Consider the following 26,478-nt stretch of genomic DNA (forward strand, 5'->3'; position numbering starts at 1 on the left):
CGCGCAGGCCGGCATGCTCCTTGCTCAGTTCGGTGCCGGTGTGCTGGCGGATCAGGAAGATCAGGCCCGCCACGCCGCTGTCCTTCGTCAGGGACAGGTCAAGCGGGCGGCCCAGCAGGGCGGGCACGTTGAACGGCGCGTACATCGGCCAGAACTTGTTCAGTCCGTCCGCGTGGATGCCCGCGCGGGTGCGGTGCGCGTCCCGCCCGAACAGCGGGTACTTGGCCGGGACGCCCTGCCCCAGCGTCTCGTACAGGTCGTTCAGGTCGTTCAGCACCGTGAAGTCCGCGTCGCCCGTCAGGCCCAGCCCGCTCAGGTGCAGCAGTACACCCTCCAGCGGGGCGTTCCCGGTGCGTTCCCCCTTGCCGAGCAGCGTGCCGTTGATCGCCGCGCATCCGGCCAGGACCGCCGCGAGGCTGTTCGCCACGACGAGATGCGTGTCGTTGTGCGGGTGGAACTCCAGCGATTCGGCGCTGAGCCCGGCGGCGCGCAGTTCGCGGATCATGCGCGGCACGCTGCGGGGCCACGCCGCTCCCTCCAGCGGGAGGCCGACACCCATGGTGTCGCACACGCGGAACTTCGGCGCCTGCGAGGCGGGGAAGGGCGCGGCGAGGGTCTGCACGGCCTCCACGAACGGGAGGATGAACTCGCGCGGCGCGCGGGTAGCGTCCTCCAGGTGGAGCCTCGGGCGCAGGCCCGCGTCCAGCACAGCCTGCACGGCGTCCAGGTACGTGCGGGCCGCCTGGGCGCGGCCGCCCGGCGTGAACTTGTGGAAGGTGTGGTAATCGCTGGCACTGGCGAGCATGCCGGTCTCGCGCACGCCCAGTCCGGCGACCAGATCGGCGTCCCGGCGGGTGGCGCGGATCCAGGTGGTGGGCTCGACCGGGTGCCCGCCGCGCCAGCGTTCCAGGGCGCCCTCCAGCATGGCGCGGTCGGCGGGGCGGTACACGAAAAACTCCGCCTGCCGCAGCGCGCCGCTGCCGCCCGTGAAGCGGCCCATCAGGTCATAGATCCGCAGACCATCTGCGGTGGTCAGGGGCAGGCCGCCCTGCTGCCCGTCGCGGTGTGTGGTTTCGGTCGTCCACGCCTGGGCAGGCAGAGAAGCAGGCTGCTCGCCGCCTTCCCACATCACCCGCGGGAACGCGTCCGCCGGGAACGCGGCGGGGAAGAGGTCGGGCGTCGGCACGTCACGCACAGCGGGGGCGTCCTGGGTCATGGCTGCACGCTAGTCCCGCGCCGTCAATGTCGTCAATCTTGATTCTGGAATCAATGTTAGGCTGAATGGGATGACGGCTTCCCTGACGACCGCGCAGGCCTGCGAGCAGCTGGGCGTGAAACCCGCCACGCTGTACGCCTACGTGTCCCGCGGCCTGATCCGCAGCGTCCCCGGTCCCTCCGGCACCCGGCAGCGCCGCTACGACGCGGGCGACGTGCAGGCCCTCGCCGGGCGGCAGGTCACCCGCCGTGACCCGCAGGCCGGGGTGCAGGCCGCCGTGCAGGGCAGCCTCGACGGCCTGCGCGCCGGGGGCGTGACGCCGATCCTCGACAGCGCCCTGACCCGCATCGGGGACGGCACGCTGGCCTACCGGGGTGTGGACACGCTGAGCCTTGCCGACACGGCCACCGTCGAGGAGGTCGCCGCGCTGCTGTGGACCGGCGACCCCGGCACGCGGCCTGCGCTGCCGCTGCGCGCCCGATTGAACCTCAGCCGCCACCCGCGCGCCGACATGCCGCTGGAAGCGCTGGGGTACGCGCTGACGTACGCGGGCGCGCACGACCCGGACGCTCTCGACACCCGCCCCGAGAGCGGCCCCCGGCAGGCCGCGCGCATCCTGACGCTGCTCCACGCCACCGCCGAACGGCACGCCGGACTGCCCCCCGCCCCGGACCTGCCGCTGCACGCCCGGCTGGCCCGCACCTGGGGCCGCCCGGACAGCGCCGACCTGCTGCGCCGCGCGCTGATCCTGCTCGCCGACCACGAACTGAACGTCAGCGCCTTCACCGCCCGCGTCACGGCCAGCGGCGGCGCGAGCCTCGCGCACTGCACCCTGGCGGCGCTGAGTGCCCTCCAGGGCCCCCGGCACGGGCTGGGCGCGCTGCACGCCCACGACCTCCTGCGCGCGGCCCTGAGCGGCGATCCCCGCGCCGCCCTGCGCGACGCCACCCGCCGGGCCGGGCACGCGCCGGGCTTCGGGCACGCCCTCTACCCGCACGGTGACCCGCGCGCCCGCGCGCTGCTGAACGCCCTGGAGGCACGGTTCCCGGGACATCCCGTCACGCACGCCACGCACGCGGTCATCCGCGCGCACGGCGGGGACACCGCCGAGGCGCCCAACGTGGATCTGGTGCTGGCCTCGCTGACCCTCACGCTGGGCCGCCCCGCCGCGGACGCCGTGACGCTGTTCGCCCTGGCCCGCGCGGCGGGCTGGCTGGCCCACGCGCTGGAAACCCGCGCTGGGGGACAGTTTATCCGCCCCCGCGCCCGTTACGTCGGCCCGGCCTGAACTCAGCGTTACCGGCGGATCAGGGCGAAGGCCCGCCCGCCGAGCAGGGTGATCAGCGCGGCGCTGCCCAGCGCGATGCCCAGCGCCCAGGTGAGGCCGACGTGGTCGGCGACGAAGCCGATGGCGGGCGGCCCCAGCAGGAAGCCGCCGTATCCGATGGCGGCGACGGCGGCGATGCCGCGCCCGGCCAGGGCGTGCCCGGCGGTGCCGTACATGACGGGGACGACGTTGCTCAGGCCCAGGCCCGAGAGGGCGAAGCCGAGCGTGGCGGGAATCGGGTCGCGCCACAGCAGGGCCAGGGCGAGGCCGACAGCGGTGACGAGCGAGCCGATGCGGACGATCTGCTCGTCGCCGAGGCGGGCGCGGCCCAGGTCGCCGAACCAGCGGCCCAGGGTCATGGTGGCCACGAACGCGGCGTAGCCCAGACCGGCGGCGCCGCCGGGGACGGTCAGGACGTCGCGGAAGTACAGCGCGGCCCAGTCGTAGTTGGCGCCCTCGGCGAGCATGCCCAGGAAGCACAGCAGGCCCAGCAGCAGGACCGGGAGGGTCAGCACCGGGCCGGCTGGGGTGGAGGTCTGGGTATCGTCGTGCGGGGTGTCCCCGGCGGGGTCGGGGATCAGGAGGCGCAGCGTGACGGCGGCCAGCAGGAGGGTCGTGGCGACCACGAGACCGGCGTGCACGGGGATGGACACGCGGCCGATCAGGAGGCTGCCGGCCCCGGCGCCGAGCAGGCTGCCCAGGCTGAAGTAGGCGTGCAGGCGGCTCATGATCGGGCGGCCCAGGGTGCGTTCGACCGTGACGCCCTGGGCGTTCATGGCGACGTCCATGACGCCGTTCGCGGCGCCCAGGATCGCCAGCGCGGCGATCAGCGTCAGGAGGCTGGGCGCGAGGACGGGCAGCAGCAGGCTGAGGAGGAACAGCACGGTGGCGACGCGGGTGACGGGGGCGCTGCCCCAGCGGGCGATCCAGCGGCCCACGAGGCTCATGCTGGTCACGCCGCCCAGGCCGCTGGCGAGCAGGGCCACGCCGATCTGCGCGGGGGTGAGTTCCAGGCCGTCACGCACGCCGGGGATGTTCACGGCCCAGGTGGCGAACACGGCGCCGTTCACCATGAAGACGGTGTTCAGCGCGCGGCGGGCGGCCTCGGCGCGGGGCTGGAGGGTGGTGGTGGGAGCGGCGGTGGTCATGCGGAACCTCGGGGGTGGAGGAGGGCGCGGCGGCGGGGGGATGAGTGCAATCTGAATCGTTTCAGATCAGGTCTCCATACGCTACCATTCAGGCATGCCCCCCGCCAAGCCAGTCCCCACCGGGCCGCGCGCCGCCAGCCGCCCCACCCTGCGGGACGTGGCACGCACGCTGGGCGTCAGCGTCGCCACCGTCAGCAACGCCTACAACCGCCCGGACCAGCTCAGTGAGGACCTGCGCGACCGCATCCTGGCCGCCGCGCGCGACCTGGGCTACCGGGGCCCCGACCCCCTGGCGCGCAGCCTGCGCCGGGGCCGGACCGGCGTGCTGGGCGTCGTGTACGACGCGCCGCTGGACTACGCCTTCGCCGACCCGGCCGCCGCGCTGTTCCTCGGCAGCGTCACCCGCGCCGTGCAGGACCGCGACCTGAACGTCCTGCTGCTCGCCGCGCCGCACGACCCGCAGGCCGACGCGACCCTGGCCGTGCGCAACGCCAGCGTGGACGGCTTCATCGTGTACTGCGCCGCCGAGGGCAGCCCGCTGCTGCGCGCCGTGCTGGACCGCGCCCTGCCCACCGTCCTCGTCGATCAGGACCCGCAGGCGGGCAGCGCCCACGTCGGCATCGACGACGCCGGGGGCGCGCAGGCGGCCGCCGCGCACCTGCTGGACCTCGGACACCGGCAGCTGGGCGCGCTGTGCCTGGAACTCGCCGGGGACCGCCACCCCGGCCCGGTCAGCGCCGCGCGCGAGGCGCGGGTCGCGTACCGCACCACCGCGCAGCGCATCCGGGGCTACCGCGCCGCCGCCGCCGAGCACCCGGACGCCACGCTGCACCTCATGGAGGCCGGGCAGAACACCCCCGCCGACGGCGAGGCCCTGACCCTGGACCTGCTGCGCGCCCACCCGGAGGTCACGGGCGTCGTGTGCATGAGTGACGTCCTCGCGCAAGGCGCCCTGCGGGCCGCCGCCACCCTCGGCCTGAGCGTCCCCGGCGACCTCAGCGTGATCGGCTACGACGATCTGCCCAGCTCCGGCGCGCTGAACCTCACGACCGTGTGGCAGCCCACCCCGGACAAGGGCGCGGCGGTCGGCGCGGCCATCCTCGCCCTGCTGGACGGGCAGGAACCCGCCCCGGTCACCCTCCCCACCCGGCTGGTCGTGCGCGGCAGCACCGCCCCACCCAGATCGCCCGCCGCCTCATCCGCCTGAAGCGCGCTACGCTGGCGCCCATGAAGATTCTGGTTGTGGGTGGCGCGGGGTACATCGGGTCTCACACGGTGCGGCAGCTGCGCCGCGCCGGGCATGAGGTCGTCGTGTTCGACAACCTGTCGAGCGGGCACGCCGAGGCCCTGCCCGCCGACGTGCCCCTGGTGCGCGGCGACCTGCTCGACGCGGACGCCGTGCGCGCCGCGCTGAACGCCCATCAGCCCGACGCCGTCATCCACTTCGCCGCGTTGATCGAGGTGGGCGAGAGCATGCGCGCCCCGGCCCGCTACTACCGCAACAACGTCGTGGGCAGCCTGAACCTCCTCCAGGCCATCGTGGAGACCCGCAAGATTCCGCTGGTGTTCTCCTCCACGGCCGCCGTGTACGGCACCACCGACCTCGTGCCCATCCCCGAGACGGCCGCCATGCAGCCCGAGAGCGTGTACGGCGAGACGAAACTCATGACCGAGCACATGATCCACGCCTTCCACACGGCGCACGGCCTGCCGTACACGGTGCTGCGGTACTTCAACGTGTGCGGCGCCGCGCCTGAGGGCGACATCGGCGAGGCGCACGCCGGCAAGAGCCACCTGATCGAGATGGCCGCCCTGACCGCCCTGGGCCAGCGCGAGAAGATGCTGATCTTCGGCGACGACTACCCCACCCCCGACGGCACCTGCATCCGCGACTACGTGCACGTGCAGGACCTCGCCGATGCGCACGTCCTCGCCGTGGAGGCTTTGCTGAGCGGGCAGCGCCGTGACGGCACCTTCAACGTGGGCCTGGGCCACGGCTTCAGCGTCAAGGAGGTGCTCGACACCGTGGACGAGGTCGTCGGCACGCCCCTGAACCGCGAACTCGCCCCCCGCCGCGCCGGGGACCCGCCCCGCCTCGTGGCGGACGCCACCCGCATCCGCGAGGAACTTGGCTTCAAGCCGCAGTTCACGGACCTGAAGGACATCGTGCAGACCGCCTGGAACTGGCACAAGGGTCACCCACACGACTTCAAAAAATGAACTGAAAGGGTTCAGGGGGAGGCGTGGGCCTCTCCCTGTTTTATGCCTCCGGTGCGGTGGTCAGGCCGGTGATCAGGGCGGTCAGGGCGTCGGGCAGCGCGGTGTCCAGGCTGAGGTGCAGCGCGCCCAGCGGGGAGTCGCGCAGGGCCTCGCGCACGGCGGGCGAGGGGTCGCTCATGGGTTGCAGGCCCGCGATGAGCGCCTGGGTATAGGTCAGCAGGCGCGCGGGGGCGTCTCCGCGCAGGCCAGGCAGCGCGCGCTGGAGGCGGGGCGTGGTGGCGCTCAGGTGCGCGGCCACGCGGGTCTTGTGGGCGAGGGCGCGTTCGGTGCTGATGTTGTGTTCCAGGATGCCCGCCAGGAGCGGGATCAGCCGCGCGAGGTCCGGGTGGGCCAGGGTGAGGTGGCTCAGGGTGCGGGCCAGCGTGGCGGGGGTGTGGGTGCCGCCCAGGTCGAGGTGGCGGTTCAGGTCGCGGAAGAAGTCGTCGAGGAGGTCCTCGTACAGGCTGAGGAAGAGGTCCTCCTTGCTGGGGAAGTATGCGAACAGCGCGGCCTTGGTGAGGCCGACGCGGTCGGCGATGGCATTCAGGGTGAGGTCGGGGTAGCGGTGGGTCTGCCACAGGGTGCGGGCAGCCGTGAGGATCTGCGCGCGGCGTTCCTGTTTCGCGGCGTCACTGCGGGCGCGCACTTGGGTAACCATAGGTTAATTATAACTGAAGGTCTGACAGGGATGCTTGTGGGAGATAACGGTTGACGACTCTTGACAGGCTGACCACGGGTAACTAATCTCTAGTTACCGGCGGTTGCTTAAGTGGTCCGCCAGAGGAGCCCCCATGACCCAGCCTGCCCCCACCCCCAGCACGGCTCTGATCACCGGCGCCAGCAGCGGCATCGGCGAACAGATCGCCCACGAACTCGCCGCGCGCGGCAGCCACCTCATCCTCGTCGCCCGCAGCGAGGGCCCGCTCAATGCTCTGGCCGAGACCCTCCGCGCCCGGCACGGCGTGCAGGTCCACGTCCTCCCGCAGGACCTCACCCGGCCCCACGCTGCCCGCGACCTCCTGACCCGCACCCAGGCACTGAACCTGAACGTGGACATCCTCGTGAACAACGCGGGCTTCGCCGACTACGGCGAATTCACCGAACTGGACGTCCAGAAACAGCTCGACATGATCCAGGTGAACGTCACCGCCCTGACCGAACTCACCCACGCGTACCTGCCCGGCATGCGCGCCCGGGGCCGGGGCCGCGTGCTGAACATCGCCAGCACCGCCGCGTTCCTCCCGGGGCCCCTGATGGCCGTGTACTACGCCACCAAGGCCTACGTCCTGAGCTTCAGCGAGGCCCTGCACGAGGAACTGCGCGGCACCGGCGTCAGCGTCACCGCCGCCTGCCCCGGCCCGGTCGAGACCGGCTTCCAGGCCGCCGCGAACATGGGCGGCAGCCGCCTGCTGCGCGACCGCCTGACCCGCGCCGCGATCCTCCCCGCCCGCGAGGTCGCCGCGCAGGCCGTGACTGCCATGCTGCGCGGCGAGGCCGTCCACGTCATCGGGACTTTCAACCGCCTCCAGACCCTGCTGCCCCGCCTGCTGCCGCGCCGCGCCGTGCCCCCCCTGATCCGCCGGGTACAGGGCCAGCACTGACCCGCGTACAGTGAGGGCATGCCCACCCGGATCCTGCTGTTCGACGCGGCAGGTCAGGACTGCGCCGTCGAGCCCGGCGCCCTGCCCGGCACCCTGACCCGGCTCGGGCCCCACCAGCTGCTGTGGGTGGACGTGCAGGCCGACGCCGCCGAGGACCGCCGCGAGCAGCTGGCCGCCCTGGACCTCGACGCGCCCACCCGCGCGTGGCTGGACACGACCGACCCGCACCCGGCCCTGCACCGCCACGAGCAGGCCGTGCACCTGCGCGTGAACAGCCTGGAAAAGGGCGCGCACCACTACCACGCGTCCCCCGTCGCGTTCGTGGCCGGGCGGAACGTGGTGTACACCGCCCACGACGGCCCGGCCCGCTTCCTGGACAGTTTCCGGGGGCGACTGGAGGGCGACACGAACCTCGGGCAGCTGGACGCCGCCGCGTTCCTGGCCGTGGTGCTCGCCCATCACGTCGAGGGCTTCGTGCAGCCGCTCTCGCCCATCGAGGACAACATCGACCGGCTGGACGAACTGATCCTGCAAGAACCCCGGCACGGACGGCGCCACCTGGAAACCCTGGTCGGCCTGCGGCGGCGCGTGAGCGAACTGCGCCGCCTGCTCACCGCGCACCGCCCGGTGTACGTGGCGCTCGCCAGCCCGGACTTCACCGTGTTCGACCACGACGAGCCCGAGGTGCGCCTGGAAAAACTCCTGCGCGCCTTCGAGCACACCCAGGAAGCCGTCAGCCACACCCGTGAGGCGGTCCTGGGTACCTTCGACCTGCTCATGAGTTCCACCGGGCAGCGCACCAACGAGGTCATGCGTGTCCTGACGGTCGTGACCGTGACGCTGGGCATCGTCGCGGCGGTGGCGGGGCTGATGGGCATGAACTTCCAGGCGGACATCTTCAAGGCGGGCAACACGGGCTTCCGGGACGTCCTGCTCGGCAGCGGCCTGCTGATCGTGCTGATCGTCGCGCTGGGCCGCTGGCGCGGCTGGCTGTGACCCCGGCCGCCTGAAGGTCCAGGCCACCGCCCCGGCGGCTGACCCATACCAACGCTGTGGTGTGGTCCCTCAGTTCACCCGGCCAGATGGCGCAGGCACGCCGCGCCGGATTGCCGTACGCTGCCAGGGATGACCCAACCCGACCTCACGGCCCACATCGAACGCGGCCTGCGTGACCTCGCCGACCTCGTCGCCATTCCCAGCGTCTCCGCCCAGGGCCGCCACCTCCCAGACGCCGCCCGGGCCGTGCAGACCCTCTTGGAAGCCGAGGGCTTCACCGTCCGCGAGTACCCCGGACAGGTCGCCCCGATCCTCCTGGCAGAGGCCGGGGAAGGCCCCTTCACGCTGCTGATCTACAACCACTACGACGTGCAGCCCGAGGACCCCGCCGAGCTGTGGGACACCCCGCCCTTCACCCTGACCGAACGGGACGGCCGCCTGTACGGGCGCGGCGCCAGCGACGACAAGGGCGAGCTCGTCTCCCGCCTCGCCGGGCTGCGCGCCCTCAGGGAGCAGCGCGGCGGCAGCCTTCCCCTGAAGGTCAAGTGGCTCATCGAGGGCGAGGAGGAGGTCGGTAGCCCCAGCCTGGAAGCCTTCATTGAGGCGCACGCCGCCGAGCTGAAGGCCGACGGCGTCTGGTGGGAATTCGGCAGCATCACCCCCGAGGGCCGCCCCGTGCTGTACGCGGGCCTCAAGGGCATCATCTGCGTGGAACTGCGCTGCCGCGTTGCCGCCAGTGACCTGCACAGCAGCAACGGCGCGGTCGTGGACAACCCCCTGTGGCGCCTCGCCGCCGCCGTCGCCAGTCTGCGCGGCCCCGACGGCACCGTCCTGATCCCCGGCTTCCACGACGACGTCCGACCCCCCAGCCAGGCCGACCTGGACGCCATCGCCGCCCTGCCCGGCACCGGCGAGGCGCTGCGGGACACCTACGACGTCACCCGTACCCTGGGGGATCGCAGCGAGTACCACACCCGCCTGAACCTCAAACCCGTCGTGAACGTCAACGGTTTCCACGGCGGGTACGAGGGGCAGGGCAGCAAGACCGTCCTCCCGGCTTCAGGCATGGTGAAACTCGACTTCCGCCTCGTGCCCGACCAGCACCCCGACCTCATCGTGGACCTCCTGCGCACCCACCTCGACACGCAGGGCTTCAGCGACATTGAGATCGTCGAGCTTGAAAGCCACCAGCACCCCGCTCGCAGCGACCTGGACCACCCCTTCGTGAAAACTGCCGTGCAGGTCGCCCGCGACGTTCACGGCCAGGAGCCCATCCTCAACCCCAGCTCCGGCGGCAGCGGCCCCATGCACCCCTTCATGCAGCACGTCGGCGCGCCCGTCATCGCGCTGGGCATCGGCAACATCGGCGGGCGCGTCCACGCCCCCAACGAGAACATCCTCCGCCGCGACTTCGAAAACGGCGTCCGCTACGCCGCCGCGCTGCTCGCCGCGCTGGCCGAGGGGTAGAGCCCGGCGCCGTAGCAGACCAGCCGCAATTCCATGCGGGTGGGGCCTGCCGGGCCACCGCGCTCCTGACAGGCCCCAACGATGGACCGGGCGCGTGCCTTCGGGCTGGTCGGGTCTCATTTTAAAGTGATGGGATACACATTTAAACATCGCCGTGCTGTCGTTACGACTGCGGCGATGATGGTCAAACTATCGCTTGAATGAGGCAAAAGCCCCCTCTGGGACGAGCCGGTACGCAAGCCTGATGGTGATGGTCAGGCTCACCGGGCCCTTCTGCCTTATATGAGCAGCATTCTCTATATAGCTGAGATATCTTAACGTGAAGCGCCCAGCGGCGCTGCATTTCCCGTGAGGTCATCATGAATTATTCCCGCGTGGCTTGGCCTGTTCTGGCTGGCCTTCTCGCCTCCTGCGCTTCTCAGACCACCCCGACTGCAACCACACCCGCTCCCGCTCAGGGGGGGCTCTACACCCTGAGTTTTCAGGGCATCGGCAGTGGCAACACCACCGTGACGGCCCAGAGCGCGTCCCGTCGACTCTCCAGCCAGACGCTCGCAGACGTGCCCGAACCGCTCGGTATCGAACGTACCCCGGTCGCCACGTCAACCTTCGTGACCACCAAAGACGGGGTCAGCACCCGCCACATTCAGGTCACCTTCCGCGTCACCAACACGACGGCTCAGACCCAGAGCAACCTCGTCCTGGCACCCGTGATAACCGCCGACACGGACGGCAACCCGGCCAACAACGCCCAGGCGCCCACCGTCGCGGGCACCCCCTTCAGGGACGTGCGCTTCTTCGACGGCAGTGACGCGTCCAGCGCGGCCAGTCAGCTCATCCTGACGCAGGGCAAGACCCTTCAGGGAACGCAGCCGGCCCTCAACCCGGCCCAGACGCCCTACTTCGAGTCCCTCGACACGTCCACCCTGACGCCCGCACCCCCCGCAGGGCTGAGCGCCACCGTGATGAAGTCCGGCTGGCTGGCAGCCCAGAAACTGGCCCCTGGCGCCTCCGTCGACGTCACCTTCGCCGTCGATCTGCGCAATGTCGATGTCAACGATAGCCGGGCCCAGCCCTACAGCTTCAACCTCCTGTTCACCGCCGGTCAGGATCAGACCGCCAGCACGGTCGGGTCCTCCACCGACGCAGGTACCATCCAGGGCTCCATCACTGGCTGGAAGTACGGGCAGGCGAAACTGACCGGGCAGTACGGCGGCGCAGCTATCGGCATGATCGGAACAGACGGCGCCGTGAACGTCAAGTTGCCGACACCTGATTCAACCCAGTTGAGTGCGTTGCTTCAGGACTGCGCGCTGGACGGAACGTTCACGTCGCCCGGTATAAAGACCTCCAGTCCATACCTCCCGGTCTACAGCCTGCAGGACGACTATCTCGGTAGGATGTCGGAAGCCATTCCGGGTTCTGACTGGCGGGTTCGCCGACTCTACAGTGACAGCCGCGCCGTCCTGAAAGGTCTCGCCAGTTGCCCCAACAGCCTGCCGTCCCGTTTTGCATTCGATCTGGATCTTCAGCAGGGATGGAACGTTGTGCAGTGGCAGTACAACAGCGCCAGTGATCGACTGGAAATGAAGAGTGTCACGCCGGGCACGCCCACTCAACTGGCGTTTACGCTGGTTCAACCCGGGGTCTATCTCGAACTGACTGACCAGCCCCCCTACTCGTCACTGAGCCTGCGCGCTGGAGAATCCCAGTCTTTCAATGCGGTGTTCAGGCAGAACGGTGCCATCAGCGGCGACATCACGCTGGACACCGACGTACCTGGGGTGACGATCGAACCGAGTGCCGTCACACTCCCGTCACTGGCCGTGCAGTCGAAGCTCAACGCGCAGGCGCTGGCGAGATCCATCACGATCAAAGCCGCTGACGATATGCAGGCCTACTACGGCCCTGTGAACATCATCATCAGGCAGGGAGGTCAGGAGGTCGGCCGGTACTCAGCGTCCTTGCAGGTCGTTGTGCCTTACGTCAGTGCGTACATTCTGGATTCCTACAACACCAGATACCTGTCGCAGGGTTCGACGCAGAGCATTCCCATCAGCGTGAGCAGTCAGAACTCGTTCAGCGGCCCGGCGTCCATCACGCTCACGGGATTGCCGGCCGGTGTCACCGCCTCGACCGAAACCGTCACCCTGACGCCAGGGGCGAACACGACTGTCAACGTTCAGCTGAGTGCCACCAGAGACGCTGCCCTGAGTACCTTCACGGCTCAGCTTAGTGGAACCAAAGTTCAGATGATGTCGCCCGGCGTGCCGGTCGCTGTCACGCCCCTCCAGACTCCGGTCAATCTCGATCAGGGCTCGCAGGTGGTCACGACGACGCAGGGCACGTGGGTGATGGGCATGCAGGGCGGGACGCGGACGTTCGTCCGCATGCTCAACGGTGCGGAGGTTCAGCGGGAAACGATCAGCGCCGTGGACACCTACTCGCCGATCAGCTTCTCGGCCGCCGCTGACGGGCGCCTGATGGTGGTGCACAACGTCGACGTGAACCCTGATCCCTATACGGTCCAGCTCGAGAGTGCCATTGTCAGGATCGGTCTGGACGGCACCCGCAGCCAGCAGCAGTACGCGCCGGAACAGGTGGGCGACTTCATGAATCTGGGCGCCTTCGACAGCGCGGGCAACTTCTGGTTCCTGAGACTGGCCGAACGTGGTCAGGCCAGTGCCCCCACGGAACTCGTCCGCCTGGATCCGGCGGGTACCTTCACGACGGTCAGGAACGATCTGCCGAATCTGTACAGCGGGAGCACCAGGCCGCTGCTGGTCAGCGCCGATCGGAAGACCCTCTCCTTTGAGCTCGGTGGCCAGTACTACTTCGTGGAGAGTGCGACTGCTGCCGTGTCAAGCATTCCGGCCGTCAGCTACTTCACGCCAGGAGCGCTCTCGAATGACGGCGTGCTGTTCGGGACACAGGGAGCCCGTGTCTTCCAGGTGAACCGCAGCGGGCAGCAGTCCGCGGTCTACGGCACCGAGAACCTGGACTACTTCAATGTGGTCGGAGTCGATCTGATCGACAGCAACATCCTGTGGCTGCGTGGCTCCTATAGCATCGCCAGAGTCAACATGGTCACTGGGGAGAGTAGGAATATCCAGTTTGGACCGTCCTATAGCACACGGGTTGTTCAGGCTGATCTCAATGCGGGCGGTGGGATCACTGTTCTGCTGGAAGGCAGCGCGCCGGGCACGTCCAGCCTGAGCATCCTGAAGTAAAAGGCCTGCCCAGCAGGTGCGCCCGGAGTCGAGAATGGCTCCGGGCGCACCTGCTGGGCAGCAGTGTTGTACGCGAGACAGCTATCTGTACCCGTTGCCTGAAGACCGGCCTGTCGGCCCTACGGCACGGATTGTCATGCCCGCCGCACCACTCCGGGACACCTCTTGCCCGAGGGCGGGGTACAGGGCGGGGGCTTCCGTCCAGTTCAGGTGTCCGGGTAGACCTTGATCTCGGTGATGTGCGCCCGGTCGGGGCGGGTCAGGGCGTGGGCGACGCTCTTGGCGAGGCCGCGCGGGTCGATCATGCTGTCCCAGTCCATGCCGGCGTCGCGGTTGCCCGGCGTGTCGATGGCGCCCATGGGGTACAGGACCATGCCGCGCACGCCCTTGCCCTTGAGTTCGTCGTGGAGGCTCAGGACGTAGGAGGCGACGGCGGCCTTGCTGGCGGTGTACAGCGCGGCCTTGGGGCCGCTGAGGCGCGCGGCCTGCCCGGCGCTGACGCCCATGATCAGGCCGTCTTTCTGCTTGAGCATGTTCGGCAGGACGCCCTGCACGGCGTGGAAGAGGGTGCGCATGTTCGCGTCGAACATCGCGGCGTAGTCCTCCTCGGTGGCTTTCTGGGCGTCCTGCGTGGCGTAGGTGCCGACGGTGTGGATCAGGGTGTCCACCTTGACCTTGCGCAGCGCCTCGATGCTGGCGGGGTCGCGCAGGTCGAGGTCGAGGACTTCCGTGGCGGGGAAGCGGTCGGCCGCCCGCGCGAGGCTCTCGCCGCGCCCGACGAGGACCATCTGCGCGCCCGCGTCGTCGAGTTCCTGTGCAATTGCGGTGGCCAGCGCGCCGCCCGCACCCGTGAGCATGATCGTGGAGGAGCCGAGGTTCGCCATGCCTCCAGGGTAGCGGTTCGGGCGTGGGGGGCGGGCGCAAGCCTGAGGGAAGCTTCAAGGCGGCCTCATGCGGCGGGCTGCGTCAGTCCTGCCCGTATGCGCGGGCGCGCACCTGTGCCCAGTCTTCCGGGCCGCCCAGGATGAACGGCGCGGCCTGCGTGTGCGGCGTGACGCGCGGCCCGGTCTGCGGGTCGAGGTACACGTCGATCTCGCTGCGGATGCCGAAGCCCTGCGCGGCGGGGTACGTGCCGGGCTCGATGGTCACGGCCAGGCCGGGCGTGAGGGTGCGGGTGTCGCGCGTCTCGTAGTCGTCGAGGTTCGCGCCCGCCCCGTGGATGCTCACGCCCAGGTCGTGCCCGGTGCGGTGCAGGAAGTACGCCTCCCACTCGGGGCCCATGGCGTCGCGCGCGGCGCGGTCGGCCATCCAGCCCTGCACCTCGCCCCAGCCCGCGCGGGCGTACCCATCCACAATGGTGCGCAGCGCGGCGTCACGCGCGGCGACCACGGCCGCCCAGGCGCTCTGGTAGGCGGGCGTGGGTTGCCCGGCGTACCCGACCCAGGTGACGTCCGCGAAGGGGCGGCCCGGTTCCTGCGCCCACAGGTCGATCAGGACGCACTCGCCGGGCTTCAGCGTGGCGTGGCGTTCGGGGCTGGGTTCGTAGTGGCTGTCCGCGGCGTTCACGCCGAAGCTCACGTTCACGGCGTGCCCGGCCTGCATGCCCGCCGCCTCGATCTGCCGCATGATCACCGCCTGCGCGTCCAGTTCGGTGACCGGTTGCCCGGCCCGCAGGCGCTCGTGGATCAGGCGGAACGCGTCGTCCTTCGCCTGCATCAGCACCGCCACGGCCCGCTCGTGCGCGGCCAGATCGTCGGCATTCCACGCCAGGAACGACTGGAGCAGATCGGCGCTCGTGTGGATCGCGGCGGCCCTGGCGGCCCGCACCCGCTCGACGGTCCCGGCGTCCACGCGGCTCACGTACGGCACCGCGCCATTCGGGCTGTACTCCATGGCCAGGGTGCGCCCGGCGACCACGGCGCGCAGCGCGGCGTCGAGTTCCGCGTGCGACCCGAACGCGCGCCGCTCGGCGTTCCAGCCGCGCGTGATCTCGCCCCAGGTGCCGCCCTCGATGTGGTTGTGCAGCACGACCGCCTGCCCGCTGCGCGGCACCCACACGAAGAACCGCCGCGTCAGGAACGCCTCTTTCGGGAGGTTCAGGACGGTGCGGGCGTGCGGGTTGAGGCCCTGGAAGTCGTACACCAGCCAGCCGTCCAGGCTGGTCGCGGCGAGGGCCTGCTGCATACGCGTGATCGGCGAGGTCATGCCGCCCAGGGTACCGCCCGGTGCGGGCCGGGCAGTCGGCTGGCACGGACACCCGCGCCGGCAGTCGCGCGCCGCCCCTCCGGGAACAGGAGGCGCGGCGCTGAACAGACCGGAGAAATGTGGAGGTGTGACTGCGGTGGGGGATCACCCACCTGCGTCCTGATACGTAGGCTGCGCGGGAAAGGTTGCCGGCGTGTCAGCCCGTTCCCCCCGGTCGCAGTTACCGGTAGCGGGCGAAGGCGTCGCGGCTGGCGTAGTTCTGCCGCCCGCTGCCGTCCGTGAACTGCGTCAGCGCCTGCACGTCCAGGCGGCCCCGGGCGAAGTTCATGACCAGCGTGGTCGTCGCGAAGCCCTTGGCGTACACGGCGGTCGCCGTGAAGTGGTTGCTGTCACTGACGTTCGCGCCGTACGTGACCACCGGTGCGCTGCCCCAGTCGCAGTCGTTCGGGTGGCAGCGCCCGAAGACCTGCACGGTCATCTGCCCGCCCGCCGCGCGGGTCACGTTCACGCGGGTGATCCCGCTGGTCGTGACGTTGCTGTTCACCCAGGTGCCCGTCATGTCCGCCGGGGCGGCCAGCGCGCGCTGCGGAGCGATCAGCGCGCCCAGGCTCAGGGTCGCCAGGGCCAGCGCGGTCAGGGAACGTGGGGCGAGGAGCAAGCGGGGGGCGGTCAGGGTGCGGGCAGTCGGGTTGGATGTGGTCATGATCGGATCTCCTGTGGGTCGTGAGCGGGGCGGGTGGCCGGGGGCGGGCAATAGAGGGTGAACAGTCGCGTGTGGAGGGCCAGTCGGTCTCACCTCCTGCTGGTGGGGTTCTGGCGTCTGGGACGCCTTCCCGTCTGGTGCCCCCACCGTACGCGCCCCCCCGTGAGCGGGCCATGATCGCCGCGCGTCAGCCGGGCATCAGGCATGATCGGCACGCGAAACGCCCGCCTGGATGTTGCGTCCAGGCGGGCGGGGCGGAGGAGAGGCTCAGCCGGGCTGAGGTTCCGGCTGCATGTCCTGCATAGCGCGCAGCACCCGCGTCATGTGTTCGTCCAAGTTCACGCCCAGTTCCCGCGCGCCCTGCTCGACCTCCTCACGGTTCACGCCCGCCGCGAACGCCCGGTTCTTGAAGCGCTTCTTCAGGCTGCTCAGTTCCACCTGCCGCACGTCCCTGTCCGGGCGGACGAGCGCGGCGGCCTGCACCAGCCCGGTCAGTTCATCCACCGCGAACAGCGTCCGCGACAGCTGCGACTCGCGGGGCGTCCCGGTGTACGCCGCGTGCCCCATGATCGCGTCCAGCACGGCAGGCGGCGTGTCGGTCTGCTCGCGCAGGAACGCCACGCCCCAGGTCGGGTGCTCCTCCGGGTGCAGCTCGTAATCGAAGTCATGCAGCAGGCCCGCCACGGCGTACAGCTCCTCGTCCTCGCCCCAGTGACGGGCGTAGGCGCGCATCGCGGCCTCCACGTTCAGCATGTGCCGCTGCAACGACACGCTGGGGGTATGCGCCACCATCAGTTCGTACGCCTGATCCCGGTTCATGCCGCAGTCTAGAGGGTCGGAGGGGCCAAGGGTCTAAAGGTCTGAGAGTCGCACTGCCCTGGACATTCAGACTGTTAGACCCTCGACCTTCGTACCCCCGCTTCAGCCGCCCAGGTAGCGGGTCCACTGGGGTTGCCAGTGGGCGAACTGCCCGTGGGCGTACACGCCGAAGGTGGGCGCGCGGGGGCGGGTGCGCAGGGGCATGGCGGCCTCCTCGGGGGTGCGGTTGCCCTTGCGCTGGTTGCAGGTGCGGCACGCGGTCACGACGTTCTCCCAGGTGTGCCGCCCGCCGCGCGAGCGGGGCAGCACGTGGTCCATGGTGAGTTCCTCCGGCGAGCCGCAGTACTGGCAGGTGAAGGTGTCGCGGCGCAGCACGTTGCGGCGGTTGAACGGCACCGGGTGCACGCGCGGGCGGCGCACGTAGCGGCGCAGGCGGATCACGCTGGGGACCGGCATGACCGTGCTGGGCGAGCGGACGACGTCGTCGCTGTCTTCCAGGATTTCCGCCACGCCGTACTGCACGAGCGTGATGGCCCGCTTGGCGCTGGTGACGTGCAGCGGCTCGTAGGACGCGTTCAGCACCAGCACCCGCGGCGCGTTCAGGTCAGCGGCGACCCGAGGTCTTCGGTTGGTGTCCGGCACGTCCTTTCTGGAAGTCATGTCCGGATTCTAAGCCGCGCCTGCCAGGGGATTGTTGCGCTGACACGCTTAGTTCTCCCTGGGAATCGGGTGCGGCGAATGGCGTAGCGCCCTGATCGGGGCTCAGGCCAGTCCGGCGGCGCGCAGCAGCCCGGTGCCGGTCTTCAGGCCGCCGCGCAGCAGTTCCAGCGTGCCGTCCGCGACGTACTGCACGGCCAGCGCGCCCAGCAGCACGCCCAGCACGCGCGTGACCACGTGCACGCCGGTCAGGCCGATCACGCGCGCGATCTGCCCGGACAGGCGCAGCGCGAGGTAACACAGCAGCAGCACCACGCCTGTCACGAGGAACACGGCGCTCAGCAGCAGCGGCGAGCCGTGCGCGTCCCCCGCGAGGATCATGATGCTCGCCAGCGTTCCGGGGCCCGCGATGAGGGGAATCGCCAGCGGAAAGACGCTGATGTCCTGGCGTTCCTGCGCCTCCTGCTCCTCCTCGGCGGTTTCCTTGCTGCCGCTGGGGCGGGCGAACACCATGTCCAGCGCGATCAGGAACAGCAGGATGCCGCCCGCGATCCGGAAGGCACTCAGGCTGATGCCCAGGTGGTCGAGCAGGCCGCGCCCGAACAGGCCGAACAGCAGGATGATGATCCCCGCGACCAGACTGGCGCGCACCGCCATGCGCCGCCGCTCGAAGCTGGGGCGGTTCCCGGCCAGCCCGATGAAGATCGGCGCGAGTCCGATGGGGTCCATCACCACGAGCATGGTCAGGAACGTCTGTAAAGCAATGCTGGAGAGTTCCGCCACGTTCACCGTCCGAGCGTACCATCCGCTTCCGGCGGCGCACGTCCCCCGGCTGGACGGTCAGCTCCTGCCGTCAGGGGCGCCGGTCAGGGCTGGCGGGGGCGGATGTTCAGTTCCAGCGTGCCGCTCGCCTCGATCCGCTTGCCGTCCTGCGTGATCACGGCGTTCACGCCCGCCGTGTACGAGTTCACGGGCGTGTTCGGCAGTACCCGCACCGTCACCGGGAAGTCCTCGCCCGCGTGCACCTGCGTGCGGCCCACCGTCACGACCACGCCGGGCGTGCTGGCCGCGCCGCTCACCGTGAACAGCCCCGGGTGCGTCTGGCGGGTGTAGCCGCCCACGCGGGCCGTCAGGGTCCGCTCGGTCCCCGCCGCGAGGGCCAGCGCGCTGATGCTCTCGCCCCGCTGCCCGTTCACCACCTCGGAGATCACCACGTACCCCCCGGCGCAGCCGGTGCGGCGCAGTCCCCCGATGTCCTGCGCGCCCACGAACAGCGCGGGCATCAGGGACGCCACGACCAGCCCCAGGCCCAGCGCCGCCCGGGCGGGCTGCCGCCAGTGCCGCGCCGTGAAGGCCAGCCCACCCGGGCCCAGCAGCAGCGGCACCAGCAGCGCCAGCAGGGTGTGACCCTCGCAGGGGTTCGTGAGCAGCGCGCCGCCCACGGCCCGCACCGCGAAGGTCAGCGCCGCACCCAGCCCCCAGCCCAGCAGGAAGGTCGGCAGGAACGAGCGGGCGGTGTACACCGGGAATTCCGCAGCGTCAGGCTGCGCGGGGGGCTGGGTGGGCGGCACGGTCACCCGCGCAGCGTACCGCCCCCGGCCCAGGCAAGGCGTCCCGCCCCCAGGGAAACCCCCTCCACCCGCGCGGCAGGGGAGGGGGTCTGAACGTGAACCGTCAGTTCTGCGTCTGGCAGGTGGGGCACACGCCCATGAATTCCAGGCGCACGTCGGTCACCTGGAACCCGGCAGGCAGCGCCGAAGCGGGCACGGCCGGCACATCCCCGGCGTCCACGTCGAAGATCGCGCCGCACCCCCGGCACACGGCGTGGTGATGCGCGTCGCCCTCGTGCTTGTAGTCGTAGCGGGTGGCCTGCCCGGCGCGTTCCAGGGTCACGACCACGCCGTCGCGGACCAGGGCGTCCAGGGTGCGGTACACGGTCCCCAGGCTCACGCTGGGGAGCTGCTCGCGGACCTGCGCGTGAATCCAGGCGGCGTCCGGGTGGGACCGGGCCGCGCGCAGCACGTCAATCACCGCTGCCCGCTGCTTGGTCTGGCGCACCATCGTCATGCCCGCAGTCTAGCAAACGCCTCCTGACGCGCGGATGACGCGATGCACACAGTCTGGCGGGCCGGCGCGTCCCGGCATGCGGGTCACCTCGTTGCACCGGGTTCATTGCTTTCGTTCAGTCCGGCGCGTACAACACTGAACGACCATGCCCGAGCGCCTCCTGCTCCTCCTGACCACGCGGCCCCAGACCGGGGACGCGCTGGGCGCGCGGCTGGGCGTGAACCGCGTGACGGTCAGCACCCTGGCCCGCCGCCTGCAGGAGGACGGGGTGCCCGTGCAGGTCAGTCGCGCCGGGTACGCCCTGCCCGCCGACGCGCCCGCACCCGCACAGGTCACGCCGACCGGGCTGATGGGAGCCGCGCACCGCTACCACGGCACCGTGACGAGCACCCAGGACGCCCTGCGCGCCTGGGCAGACGACGCCCAGGACCCCGCCCCGCACGGCGCGGTCCTGACCGCCGAACGGCAGACCGCCGGGCGCGGGCGGCGCGGCCGCGCCTGGGACACCACGCACGGCACGCTGGTCTTCAGCGTCCTGCTGCGGCACGGTCCCGGCGGCGGCCCGCTGAGCCTCCCGCACCTGGCGCTGCTGCCCCTCGCGGCGGGCGTCGCGCTGGCCCGCGCGGCGGGCGTGGGCGGCCTGAAATGGCCGAACGACCTGCTCGCCCCGGACCGCCGCAAACTGGCGGGCGTCCTGCTCGAAGCCGACCTGCGCGGCGAGGAGGCCCGCCGCGCGGTGCTGGGCATCGGCGTGAACGTCAGCGCCGCGCCGGAGGGGGCCGCGCACCTGCGCGAGTTCCGCCCGGACCTGACCCGCGCGCAGCTCCTGACGGCCGTGCTGCGGGAACTGCACAACTGGCTGGACGCCCCGCCGCACGAGGTGCTGCGCGCGTGGCGCGAGGCCAGCGTCACGCTCGGGCAGCCCGTGCGCGTGCAGACCCCGCAGGGCCCCGTGGACGGCACCGCCCTCGACCTCGACCCCAGTGGCAGCCTGATCGTCCAGACGCCCGCCGGACCCCTCACCGTCGGCGCGGGCGACGTGCAGCTCATCGGCACCCTCACCTGACGCCCCCACCCCCACACCGGAGGACACCACCATGACCCTGACCCACCCCACCCTCGCCCGCCAGCTCGCCCCCACCCCCAGCCTCCTGCGCGACATGCTGCTCGTCGTGGGCGGCGCCGCGTTCGTCGCCGTGCTCGCCCAGGCCGAGGTGCCCCTCAAGCCCGTGCCGCTGACCCTCCAGACACTCGGCGTGCTGCTCGTCGGCGCGGCCCTCGGCTGGAAACGCGCGCTGGCCGCGCTGGCCGTGTACGTCGCCGCCGGGGCCGCCGGACTGCCGGTCCTCTCGGGCGGCTCCGCCGGACTGATGAACGCCGCCGGCACGGGCCTGCGCGCCAGCGTCGGCTACCTCTTCAGCTACCCGCTGGCCGCCGCCCTGGTCGGATTCCTGGTGGAACGCTACGCGCTGGACCGCAAGTTCCTGGGTACCTGCCTCGCCATGCTCGCGGGCAGCGTGGTCATCTACGCCGTGGGCCTTCCCGTGCTGGGCGCCCTGACCGGCCTGAGGGGCGGCGCGCTCCTGACCGCCGGCCTGACCCCCTTCATCATCGGGGACACCATCAAGCTGCTGCTGGCCGCGCTGCTGCTCCCCACTGCCTGGACATTCATCCGCAAGTAAACGGCAGTCCGGACAGTGGTTTCCAGTTTCATTGAAGGGCCAACACCACGCCCTTCAATTCCACTTCCACCCACTGTCCTTTTCAGGTACTCGCTCCGCTCGATTCAGAGGCATTGAGAGATACCCTCAATGCCTCTGAATTCTGCTGTGACACGGCCCCCACCTTCACCCGGGTGGGGGCCGTCACCATGCCGCGCGGCGGCGCGTGGCGTGTCTCCCGTGCGGAGACCCGTGAGGCTGGCGTGCCCTCACTCTGCCCGGCGTGGCGCAGGGCGGGCATCCGCCGAAAGTGGCACCCGCACGTAGGCCGGTCGGCGTACGCTGGGGCCGTGCGAGGGACAACGGTGGCGGTGTGGGCGGCCCTCCTGGGCGGCGTGGCGGGGGCGCAGGCGGACACGCCGGTGCTGCGCGGCACGCTGCCCGGCTGGGAGGGCGGTGCGGGTTCCGTGGGGGTGCTGCTGCTCTTCCCGGGCGGGGACGACCGCCGCATCCAGGCGGCGCGCGGGACGCTCAGTGCGGCGGGGGACCTGACGCTGCCGCTGCCCACCCCGGAGCGGCTGGCAGGCGCCCTGGTGCCGCTCGTGGAGTGGCTGAACCTGGAGCCGCTGGGCTGCGTGACCCGCAGCGGGAAGATCACGCTGGGCGACCCGGCCGCGCAGGTGTTCCCACTGAACGAGCTGCGCGTGGCCGCGGCCGGGCGGACATTCCCCAGCGTGGGCAGCGTCGTGGGCGAGGACCTGTGGCAGCCCGCGACGGTCCTAAACACTGAGGCGAACCTGCTGGAGGGGCAGCCGGACATGGACGGCCGCGTGCGTTTCCGGCGGCTGGTGTTCAGCCCGGCGGACGTGACCGTCAGTGGCGAGGCCCGCTGCGTGCCGGACAAGGCCATGCCCGAGCGGCTGACCGTGAATCTGCCCCTGCGGGCCGGGTGGAACGTCGTGCAGGAGGACGTGGACTACACCGGCGAGGACGCCACGCGCGCCCTGACCCTGGCCCCGCCAGACACCGTGACTGTCTGGCAGGCCCGCTGACGACGGAAGAGAGGAGACCCGCTGGGCTCCCCTCGTCTGATGCTGTCTGCTGTTACTCGGCGACGGTGGGCACGGCGGCGAGCGGATCGCGACCTTCCTTGATCGCGCCGAGGACGCGGGCGCGGATCTCGGCTTCCATCTCGGGGCGCTCGGCGATGTACGCGATGGCTTTTTCCTTGCCCTGGCCGATGCGCTCTTCGCCGTAGGAGTAGAAGCTGCCGGCCTTCTTGATGATGTCCATGTCGCTGGCGAGCGTCACGAGGTCACTGAGCTGGTCGAAGCCCTTGCCGTACATCAGGGTCAGTTCGACTTCCTTGAAGGGCGGCGCGACCTTGTTCTTCACGGTCTTGACCTTCACGGTGTTGCCGATGGCGTCATTGCCCATCTTGACCGGCTGGCCGATCTTGCGGACGTCCAGGCGCACGCTGGAGTAGAACTTCAGGGCGCGGCCGCCGGTGGTGGTTTCCGGGTTGCCGTACATCACGCCGATCTTCTCGCGGACCTGGTTGATGAAGATGGCGGCGGTACCGGTCTTGCTGAGGATCGCGGTGAGTTTGCGCAGCGCCTGGCTCATCAGGCGGGCCTGGAGGCCGGGGAGGCTGTCGCCCATCTCGCCCTCGATTTCCGCGCGGGGCGTCAGGGCGGCCACGGAGTCCACGACGACGACGTCCACCGCGCCGCTGCGCACGAGGAGTTCCATGATTTCCAGCGCCTGCTCGCCGTTGTCGGGCTGCGACACGAGCAGTTCGTCGGTGTTCACGCCCAGCGAGCGGGCATACACGGGGTCCAGGGCGTGCTCGGCGTCGATGAACGCGCAGGTGCCGCCGGCCTTCTGGGACTGCGCGACGATGCTCAGCGCCAGGGTGGTCTTGCCGCCGGATTCCGGGCCGTAGATCTCGGTGATGCGGCCCTTGGGCACGCCGCCCACGCCCAGCGCGAGGTCGAGGCTCAGGCTGCCGGTGCTGACGGCCTGCACGTCGAGTTTGCTCTCGGCGCCGAGCTTCATGATGCTGCCCTTGCCGAACGCCTTCTCGATCTGGCTCATGGCCGTCTCGATGGCCTTGGCGCGTTCCTTGGCGTCGGTGGGGGTGGCGGCGATGTCTTTTTCTTTGCTCATGGCGTCTCCTGGATAGCCTCGTCCGGGGCCGGTTCGGTCGCGGGGGCGGGGGTGGCGGGGGTGCCGCGCAGGCGGAAGGTGCTGACGGTTTCGTGAATGGGGCCGGTCTTGCGCAGGATGCTGCGGTGCAGCGCGGCGCTGCCGGCCGTCCAGTGTTCGGGGAAGAGGATGGGGGGCACGCGCGGCGCCGGGCCCTTCTTGCGGGCCAGCGTGACGTGCGCCTTGAAGGGCAGGTCGTCGGTGCTCAGGCCGAGCGCCTGAATGCCCTCGCGCAGCGCGGCGGCCAGTTCGTTCAGGCCCTCGGCCTCGACCTTGACGAACCACACGCGGGGGCTGCCCTCGTTCGGGAAGTACCCGGTGCCGCGCAGGCTCAGGTCCAGCGGCGCGGCGTCCGTGAAGAGGCGCGTGCCGAGCTTCTTGAGGTCGTCCACCCGGTCGTGCGGGACGGCCGGGAGGTACGCCAGCGTGACGTGCATCTGGTCGGCGGGTACCGGGCGCCAGTTGCCGCGCAGTTTCCCCTGCGCCGCGACGAGCGCGGGCGTGACGTCCGCCGGGACGGGCAGCGCGAAGAAGAGACGCTGGGTGGTGGGCGTGTGGGTGTCCGGCGCGCCGCGTCCCTTCCCGGCGGCTTTCGGGCCGGGCCGGGGGCCAGCTTTGGGCCCGGTCTTGTGTCCGGGCTGGCTGGTGGGACGGGCGGGTCGTTTCGGGCGAGGGTCAGTCATGCGGTCCATCCTGGCAGGGTGCGGGCCGCGAGGGCCAGCGCCGCGACCGCCGCCCGCTCGCGCAGCTGCGCCGGATCGCCCGGCCAGTTCACGCCCGCCACGGCCACCCGCGCGCCGTCACTCAGCGCGACGTGTGCGCGCCCGGCCTCCTCACCCTCCGTGCTCACGACCACCGCGAGGCCCAGGTCGGCCCCCAGGTGCTCGCGCGCCCCGGCCGCCAGTTCCCGCGCGCCCGCCTCGCTGACCAGCCCGTCTCCCTGGAGGGTGACGGGGGTCAGGCCCAGCGTGATCAGTCGGCGGTGATCCTGCGTGACCGCCGCGTCCAGGAAACCCGGCTGCTCGGCCAGCAGGGTGCACAGCACGCCCGCGCTGCCTGCCTCGATCACGCCCAGCGTGCGCCCGGCGAGCGCCGCCTGCACGGTGCCCGGCAGGGTCTGGTCGCCCTCGCCCCAGGTCCACTCGCGCAGCAGCGCCCGGACCTCGGTCAGCACGGGGGTCAGCCCCTTGCGGGCGTCCTCGGGGGTGGGGGCGCTGGCGGCCACACGCACGTCCACGCCGGTCAGGCGGGCGTACGTGGCGACGCTGGGGTTCGCCTGCCGGGTCAGGTGGCCCAGCCGCTCGGCGATCAGGCTCTCGCCGATCCCGTGCGTGTGAAGGGTGACGTGCTCCAGCGCGGCGCTGGGCAGCGGCAGGCGCGGCAGCACTTGCTCGGCCCACATGCGCCGCATCTCGCGGGGCGGCCCGGGCAGCGCCGCGATCAGCTTCGGCTGTCCGTTCCAGGTGGTCCGGACGAACCAGCCCGGCGCGGTGCCCACCGGGTTGGGCAGCGCCTCGGCGGAGGGGATCAGCCAGGCCTGCTTGCGGTTCGTGTCGGGCATGGCCCGGCCGCGCGCCTCGAACAGGCCGCGCAGGTGGCTCAGCTGGGCCCCGTCCTCCTGCGGCGTCTCGTTTAGGGCGGCGGCGATGGCCTCGCGGGTCAGGTCGTCGTCGGTGGGCCCCAGGCCGCCGCCCAGCAGCAGCAGGTCGGCGCGGCCCAGCGCCAGTTCGATGGCGGCCCGCAGGCGATCCAGGTTGTCCCCGACGACGGTCTTGCGGTGTAGGGTCACGCCGCGCGCGCCCAGTTCACGGGCGAGGAACGCGGCGTTGCTGTCGACGATCTCGCCGAACAGCAGTTCTGTGCCTACACTGATGATTTCTGCTATGGGCATAACAACCTCACCGGAGTATAGGCCAAAGCGAAACTTGCGTCCACCCCTGATCTTCACGCATGCGGGCCCCGGCCGCCCACCCGGATCCGTCACATGAGGGCCGGCTCAAGACCCCTTCATCTGCCCGGCTGTCTTCCGGCAGTGGGCGCTCACGGCCCCCACACGTACGCTGAATCCAGCACCACACGCCCACCGGCCACCCGGCCCCCACCCCCGCCGCCGCGCCCCCACCCGGGCCCGGGGCACCCCCCGCTCCGCACCGGAGCTCAGGAGGTTCACCATGAATCGCACCGTCCTCAGCCTGCTGATCCTCGCGCCCCTCGCCCTCGCCGCCTGCGGTCAGGGAACCCGGACCCCGGCAGCCCAGACGCCCGCAGCGCAGACTCCGGCCCCCACCGGCAGTGTCGAGGCGCAGCTCGCTGCCTACGCGGCCCGCCCCGAACTGCAGGACGAGAGCAGCCAGGCCATCCTGCGCGAGTACGCCAGCGATCCCCTGCTCCTCCAGAGCCTCCAGCGCGCCTACGGCGACAGCAGCGCGCCCCTGAACGTCGAGGCCCTCGCCGCCGAGAAGGCCGGCAGCGCGCCCCTCCAGAGTCAGGCCAGCGGCCGCGCCGGGTACGCGCAGTCCGTGGCGTGGGGCAGCGTCCGCCACTACCGCGCCGAGAAGGCCAGCCCCAACTACAGCGGCCTGCGCTGGGGCAGCAACGGCTGCAGCGCCCCCAGCGGCTTCGGCCTGGGCTACCGCGACGACTTCCGCCCCGCCTGCGACGTGCACGACTTCGGGTACGGCAACCTGCCCTGGCTGATCTCCAAGATCTACTGGCCCTACAACAAGGCCCGCACCGACCTCGCCTTCCTGGACAACATGGAAGCCATCTGCGCCGCCAAGAGCCTCCTGTCGCGCCCCGCCTGCTACGCCGCTGCGAACGCCTACTACCACGCCGTGGACATCGGCGGCTGGAAGTCCTGGATCAGCAACGGCTGACCCCCACCACGCGCCCGGTCGCCCCTGAACCGGCCGGG

25 protein-coding genes (1 of these 25 running past the window's edge) are annotated in these 26,478 nt (G+C 71.0%); 11 read left to right on the top strand and 14 right to left on the bottom strand.

Features of this window, described 5'->3' with window-relative positions:
- Positions 1-1,216: the 5' portion of a beta/alpha barrel domain-containing protein gene (locus AUC44_RS00425; protein WP_062156904.1), read on the bottom strand. 125 nt of this gene lie to the left of the window's left edge; 1,216 of the gene's 1,341 nt are visible here — the first part of the coding sequence; the start codon lies at positions 1,214-1,216; the stop codon falls past the left edge of the window.
- Positions 1,217-1,286: 70 nt separating this feature from the next.
- Here AUC44_RS00425 and AUC44_RS00430 point away from each other — a divergent pair, with 70 nt between their 5' ends.
- Positions 1,287-2,504, top strand: coding sequence for a citrate/2-methylcitrate synthase (locus AUC44_RS00430; RefSeq protein WP_062156905.1), 1,218 nt, complete (start codon positions 1,287-1,289; stop codon positions 2,502-2,504).
- An 8-nt stretch (positions 2,505-2,512) separates the two neighbouring features.
- Here AUC44_RS00430 and AUC44_RS00435 read toward each other — a convergent pair whose 3' ends face one another.
- Positions 2,513-3,691, bottom strand: a complete 1,179-nt coding sequence (locus tag AUC44_RS00435) for an MFS transporter (protein WP_062156906.1) — start codon at positions 3,689-3,691, stop codon at positions 2,513-2,515.
- A gap of 94 nt (positions 3,692-3,785) precedes the next feature.
- Between AUC44_RS00435 and AUC44_RS00440 the strand changes: the two genes are divergently transcribed.
- Positions 3,786-4,898, top strand: coding sequence for a LacI family DNA-binding transcriptional regulator (locus tag AUC44_RS00440; RefSeq protein WP_062156907.1), 1,113 nt, complete (start codon positions 3,786-3,788; stop codon positions 4,896-4,898).
- A gap of 20 nt (positions 4,899-4,918) precedes the next feature.
- Complete coding sequence (gene galE, locus AUC44_RS00445) at positions 4,919-5,911, top strand: UDP-glucose 4-epimerase GalE (protein WP_062156908.1); 993 nt, start codon at positions 4,919-4,921, stop codon at positions 5,909-5,911.
- Positions 5,912-5,951: 40 nt separating this feature from the next.
- On the opposite strand, the gene AUC44_RS00450 is transcribed toward galE, so the two are convergent.
- The gene (locus AUC44_RS00450) at positions 5,952-6,608 is read right to left on the bottom strand and encodes a TetR/AcrR family transcriptional regulator (protein WP_062156909.1); all 657 of its coding nucleotides are present in this window, start codon (positions 6,606-6,608) and stop codon (positions 5,952-5,954) included.
- Positions 6,609-6,741: 133 nt separating this feature from the next.
- On the opposite strand from AUC44_RS00450, the gene AUC44_RS00455 reads away from it, so the two are divergent.
- From AUC44_RS00455 to AUC44_RS00470, 4 genes are all read left to right on the top strand, one after another.
- Positions 6,742-7,551: an SDR family NAD(P)-dependent oxidoreductase gene (locus AUC44_RS00455; protein ID WP_062156910.1), complete on the top strand. Its 810-nt coding sequence runs from the start codon at positions 6,742-6,744 to the stop codon at positions 7,549-7,551.
- Between the two features lie 18 nt (positions 7,552-7,569).
- Entirely contained in the window at positions 7,570-8,547 is a 978-nt protein-coding gene (locus tag AUC44_RS00460; protein ID WP_062156911.1) for a magnesium transporter CorA family protein, read from the top strand.
- Between the two features lie 129 nt (positions 8,548-8,676).
- A complete protein-coding gene (locus AUC44_RS00465) occupies positions 8,677-10,014 on the top strand; it encodes a M20/M25/M40 family metallo-hydrolase (protein ID WP_062156912.1) in 1,338 nt (445 codons plus the stop codon).
- Between the two features lie 359 nt (positions 10,015-10,373).
- On the top strand, positions 10,374-13,244 hold the full coding sequence (locus AUC44_RS00470) for a hypothetical protein (protein WP_157445109.1): 2,871 nt from the start codon (positions 10,374-10,376) through the stop codon (positions 13,242-13,244).
- A 206-nt stretch (positions 13,245-13,450) separates the two neighbouring features.
- Here the strand turns inward: AUC44_RS00470 and AUC44_RS00475 are convergent, their stop codons facing one another.
- From AUC44_RS00475 to AUC44_RS00510, 8 genes are all read right to left on the bottom strand, one after another.
- Positions 13,451-14,128, bottom strand: a complete 678-nt coding sequence (locus AUC44_RS00475; protein ID WP_062156914.1) for an SDR family oxidoreductase — start codon at positions 14,126-14,128, stop codon at positions 13,451-13,453.
- A gap of 82 nt (positions 14,129-14,210) precedes the next feature.
- The gene (locus tag AUC44_RS00480) at positions 14,211-15,449 is read right to left on the bottom strand and encodes a M24 family metallopeptidase (protein WP_062156915.1); all 1,239 of its coding nucleotides are present in this window, start codon (positions 15,447-15,449) and stop codon (positions 14,211-14,213) included.
- Positions 15,450-15,669: 220 nt separating this feature from the next.
- Positions 15,670-16,152: a hypothetical protein gene (locus tag AUC44_RS00485; RefSeq protein WP_062156916.1), complete on the bottom strand. Its 483-nt coding sequence runs from the start codon at positions 16,150-16,152 to the stop codon at positions 15,670-15,672.
- 267 nt (positions 16,153-16,419) lie between these two features.
- Complete coding sequence (locus tag AUC44_RS00490; RefSeq protein ID WP_062156917.1) at positions 16,420-16,971, bottom strand: HD domain-containing protein; 552 nt, start codon at positions 16,969-16,971, stop codon at positions 16,420-16,422.
- A 102-nt stretch (positions 16,972-17,073) separates the two neighbouring features.
- The gene (locus AUC44_RS00495; protein WP_062156918.1) at positions 17,074-17,631 is read right to left on the bottom strand and encodes an HNH endonuclease; all 558 of its coding nucleotides are present in this window, start codon (positions 17,629-17,631) and stop codon (positions 17,074-17,076) included.
- Positions 17,632-17,733: 102 nt separating this feature from the next.
- On the bottom strand, positions 17,734-18,417 hold the full coding sequence (locus AUC44_RS00500; RefSeq protein ID WP_082688887.1) for a MarC family protein: 684 nt from the start codon (positions 18,415-18,417) through the stop codon (positions 17,734-17,736).
- 77 nt (positions 18,418-18,494) lie between these two features.
- A complete protein-coding gene (locus tag AUC44_RS00505; RefSeq protein WP_062156919.1) occupies positions 18,495-19,205 on the bottom strand; it encodes a hypothetical protein in 711 nt (236 codons plus the stop codon).
- 97 nt (positions 19,206-19,302) lie between these two features.
- Positions 19,303-19,695, bottom strand: a complete 393-nt coding sequence (locus AUC44_RS00510; RefSeq protein WP_062156920.1) for a Fur family transcriptional regulator — start codon at positions 19,693-19,695, stop codon at positions 19,303-19,305.
- Positions 19,696-19,840: 145 nt separating this feature from the next.
- On the opposite strand from AUC44_RS00510, the gene AUC44_RS00515 reads away from it, so the two are divergent.
- The 3 genes from AUC44_RS00515 (at position 19,841) to AUC44_RS00525 (ending at position 22,408) form a co-directional block, all read left to right on the top strand.
- Positions 19,841-20,761, top strand: a complete 921-nt coding sequence (locus AUC44_RS00515) for a biotin--[acetyl-CoA-carboxylase] ligase (RefSeq protein WP_062156921.1) — start codon at positions 19,841-19,843, stop codon at positions 20,759-20,761.
- A 31-nt stretch (positions 20,762-20,792) separates the two neighbouring features.
- Positions 20,793-21,377 (top strand): biotin transporter BioY, encoded by a 585-nt coding sequence (locus AUC44_RS00520; protein WP_062156922.1) that lies wholly within the window; start codon positions 20,793-20,795, stop codon positions 21,375-21,377.
- A 329-nt stretch (positions 21,378-21,706) separates the two neighbouring features.
- Entirely contained in the window at positions 21,707-22,408 is a 702-nt protein-coding gene (locus AUC44_RS00525; RefSeq protein ID WP_157445110.1) for a hypothetical protein, read from the top strand.
- Positions 22,409-22,460: 52 nt separating this feature from the next.
- Here the strand turns inward: AUC44_RS00525 and recA are convergent, their stop codons facing one another.
- From recA to AUC44_RS00540, 3 genes are read right to left on the bottom strand one after another with little or no spacing between them, the layout of a single operon-like run.
- Positions 22,461-23,525, bottom strand: a complete 1,065-nt coding sequence (gene recA, locus AUC44_RS00530; protein WP_062156924.1) for a recombinase RecA — start codon at positions 23,523-23,525, stop codon at positions 22,461-22,463.
- Positions 23,522-24,247, bottom strand: coding sequence for an RNA 2',3'-cyclic phosphodiesterase (thpR, locus tag AUC44_RS00535; protein ID WP_062159604.1), 726 nt, complete (start codon positions 24,245-24,247; stop codon positions 23,522-23,524). The genes recA and thpR overlap by 4 nt, the downstream gene beginning before the upstream one ends.
- Positions 24,244-25,455 (bottom strand): CinA family nicotinamide mononucleotide deamidase-related protein, encoded by a 1,212-nt coding sequence (locus AUC44_RS00540; protein WP_062156925.1) that lies wholly within the window; start codon positions 25,453-25,455, stop codon positions 24,244-24,246. The genes thpR and AUC44_RS00540 overlap by 4 nt, the downstream gene beginning before the upstream one ends.
- Before the next feature lie 280 nt (positions 25,456-25,735).
- On the opposite strand from AUC44_RS00540, the gene AUC44_RS00545 reads away from it, so the two are divergent.
- Positions 25,736-26,440, top strand: coding sequence for a phospholipase A2 (locus AUC44_RS00545; protein ID WP_062156926.1), 705 nt, complete (start codon positions 25,736-25,738; stop codon positions 26,438-26,440).
- Positions 26,441-26,478: the final 38 nt, after the last annotated feature.

It is taken from the genome of Deinococcus actinosclerus (assembly GCF_001507665.1).
Classification (GTDB): Bacteria; Deinococcota; Deinococci; order Deinococcales; family Deinococcaceae; genus Deinococcus; species Deinococcus actinosclerus.

What these genes read in the sequence shown, in the direction of transcription:
- AUC44_RS00545 (WP_062156926.1), top strand. Translation starts at nt 25,736, where the DNA reads ATGAATCGCACCGTCCTCAGCCTGCTGATCCTCGCGCCCCTCGCCCTC.
- AUC44_RS00485 (WP_062156916.1), bottom strand. Translation starts at nt 16,152, where the DNA reads ATGACCACATCCAACCCGACTGCCCGCACCCTGACCGCCCCCCGCTTG.
- AUC44_RS00475 (WP_062156914.1), bottom strand. Translation starts at nt 14,128, where the DNA reads ATGGCGAACCTCGGCTCCTCCACGATCATGCTCACGGGTGCGGGCGGC.
- recA (WP_062156924.1), bottom strand. Translation starts at nt 23,525, where the DNA reads ATGAGCAAAGAAAAAGACATCGCCGCCACCCCCACCGACGCCAAGGAA.
- AUC44_RS00460 (WP_062156911.1), top strand. Translation starts at nt 7,570, where the DNA reads ATGCCCACCCGGATCCTGCTGTTCGACGCGGCAGGTCAGGACTGCGCC.
- thpR (WP_062159604.1), bottom strand. Translation starts at nt 24,247, where the DNA reads ATGACTGACCCTCGCCCGAAACGACCCGCCCGTCCCACCAGCCAGCCC.
- AUC44_RS00520 (WP_062156922.1), top strand. Translation starts at nt 20,793, where the DNA reads ATGACCCTGACCCACCCCACCCTCGCCCGCCAGCTCGCCCCCACCCCC.
- AUC44_RS00435 (WP_062156906.1), bottom strand. Translation starts at nt 3,691, where the DNA reads ATGACCACCGCCGCTCCCACCACCACCCTCCAGCCCCGCGCCGAGGCC.
- AUC44_RS00440 (WP_062156907.1), top strand. Translation starts at nt 3,786, where the DNA reads ATGCCCCCCGCCAAGCCAGTCCCCACCGGGCCGCGCGCCGCCAGCCGC.
- AUC44_RS00540 (WP_062156925.1), bottom strand. Translation starts at nt 25,455, where the DNA reads ATGCCCATAGCAGAAATCATCAGTGTAGGCACAGAACTGCTGTTCGGC.
- AUC44_RS00510 (WP_062156920.1), bottom strand. Translation starts at nt 19,695, where the DNA reads ATGACGATGGTGCGCCAGACCAAGCAGCGGGCAGCGGTGATTGACGTG.
- AUC44_RS00495 (WP_062156918.1), bottom strand. Translation starts at nt 17,631, where the DNA reads ATGACTTCCAGAAAGGACGTGCCGGACACCAACCGAAGACCTCGGGTC.
- AUC44_RS00455 (WP_062156910.1), top strand. Translation starts at nt 6,742, where the DNA reads ATGACCCAGCCTGCCCCCACCCCCAGCACGGCTCTGATCACCGGCGCC.
- AUC44_RS00430 (WP_062156905.1), top strand. Translation starts at nt 1,287, where the DNA reads ATGACGGCTTCCCTGACGACCGCGCAGGCCTGCGAGCAGCTGGGCGTG.
- galE (WP_062156908.1), top strand. Translation starts at nt 4,919, where the DNA reads ATGAAGATTCTGGTTGTGGGTGGCGCGGGGTACATCGGGTCTCACACG.
- AUC44_RS00480 (WP_062156915.1), bottom strand. Translation starts at nt 15,449, where the DNA reads ATGACCTCGCCGATCACGCGTATGCAGCAGGCCCTCGCCGCGACCAGC.
- AUC44_RS00515 (WP_062156921.1), top strand. Translation starts at nt 19,841, where the DNA reads ATGCCCGAGCGCCTCCTGCTCCTCCTGACCACGCGGCCCCAGACCGGG.
- AUC44_RS00465 (WP_062156912.1), top strand. Translation starts at nt 8,677, where the DNA reads ATGACCCAACCCGACCTCACGGCCCACATCGAACGCGGCCTGCGTGAC.
- AUC44_RS00450 (WP_062156909.1), bottom strand. Translation starts at nt 6,608, where the DNA reads ATGGTTACCCAAGTGCGCGCCCGCAGTGACGCCGCGAAACAGGAACGC.
- AUC44_RS00470 (WP_157445109.1), top strand. Translation starts at nt 10,374, where the DNA reads ATGAATTATTCCCGCGTGGCTTGGCCTGTTCTGGCTGGCCTTCTCGCC.
- AUC44_RS00490 (WP_062156917.1), bottom strand. Translation starts at nt 16,971, where the DNA reads ATGAACCGGGATCAGGCGTACGAACTGATGGTGGCGCATACCCCCAGC.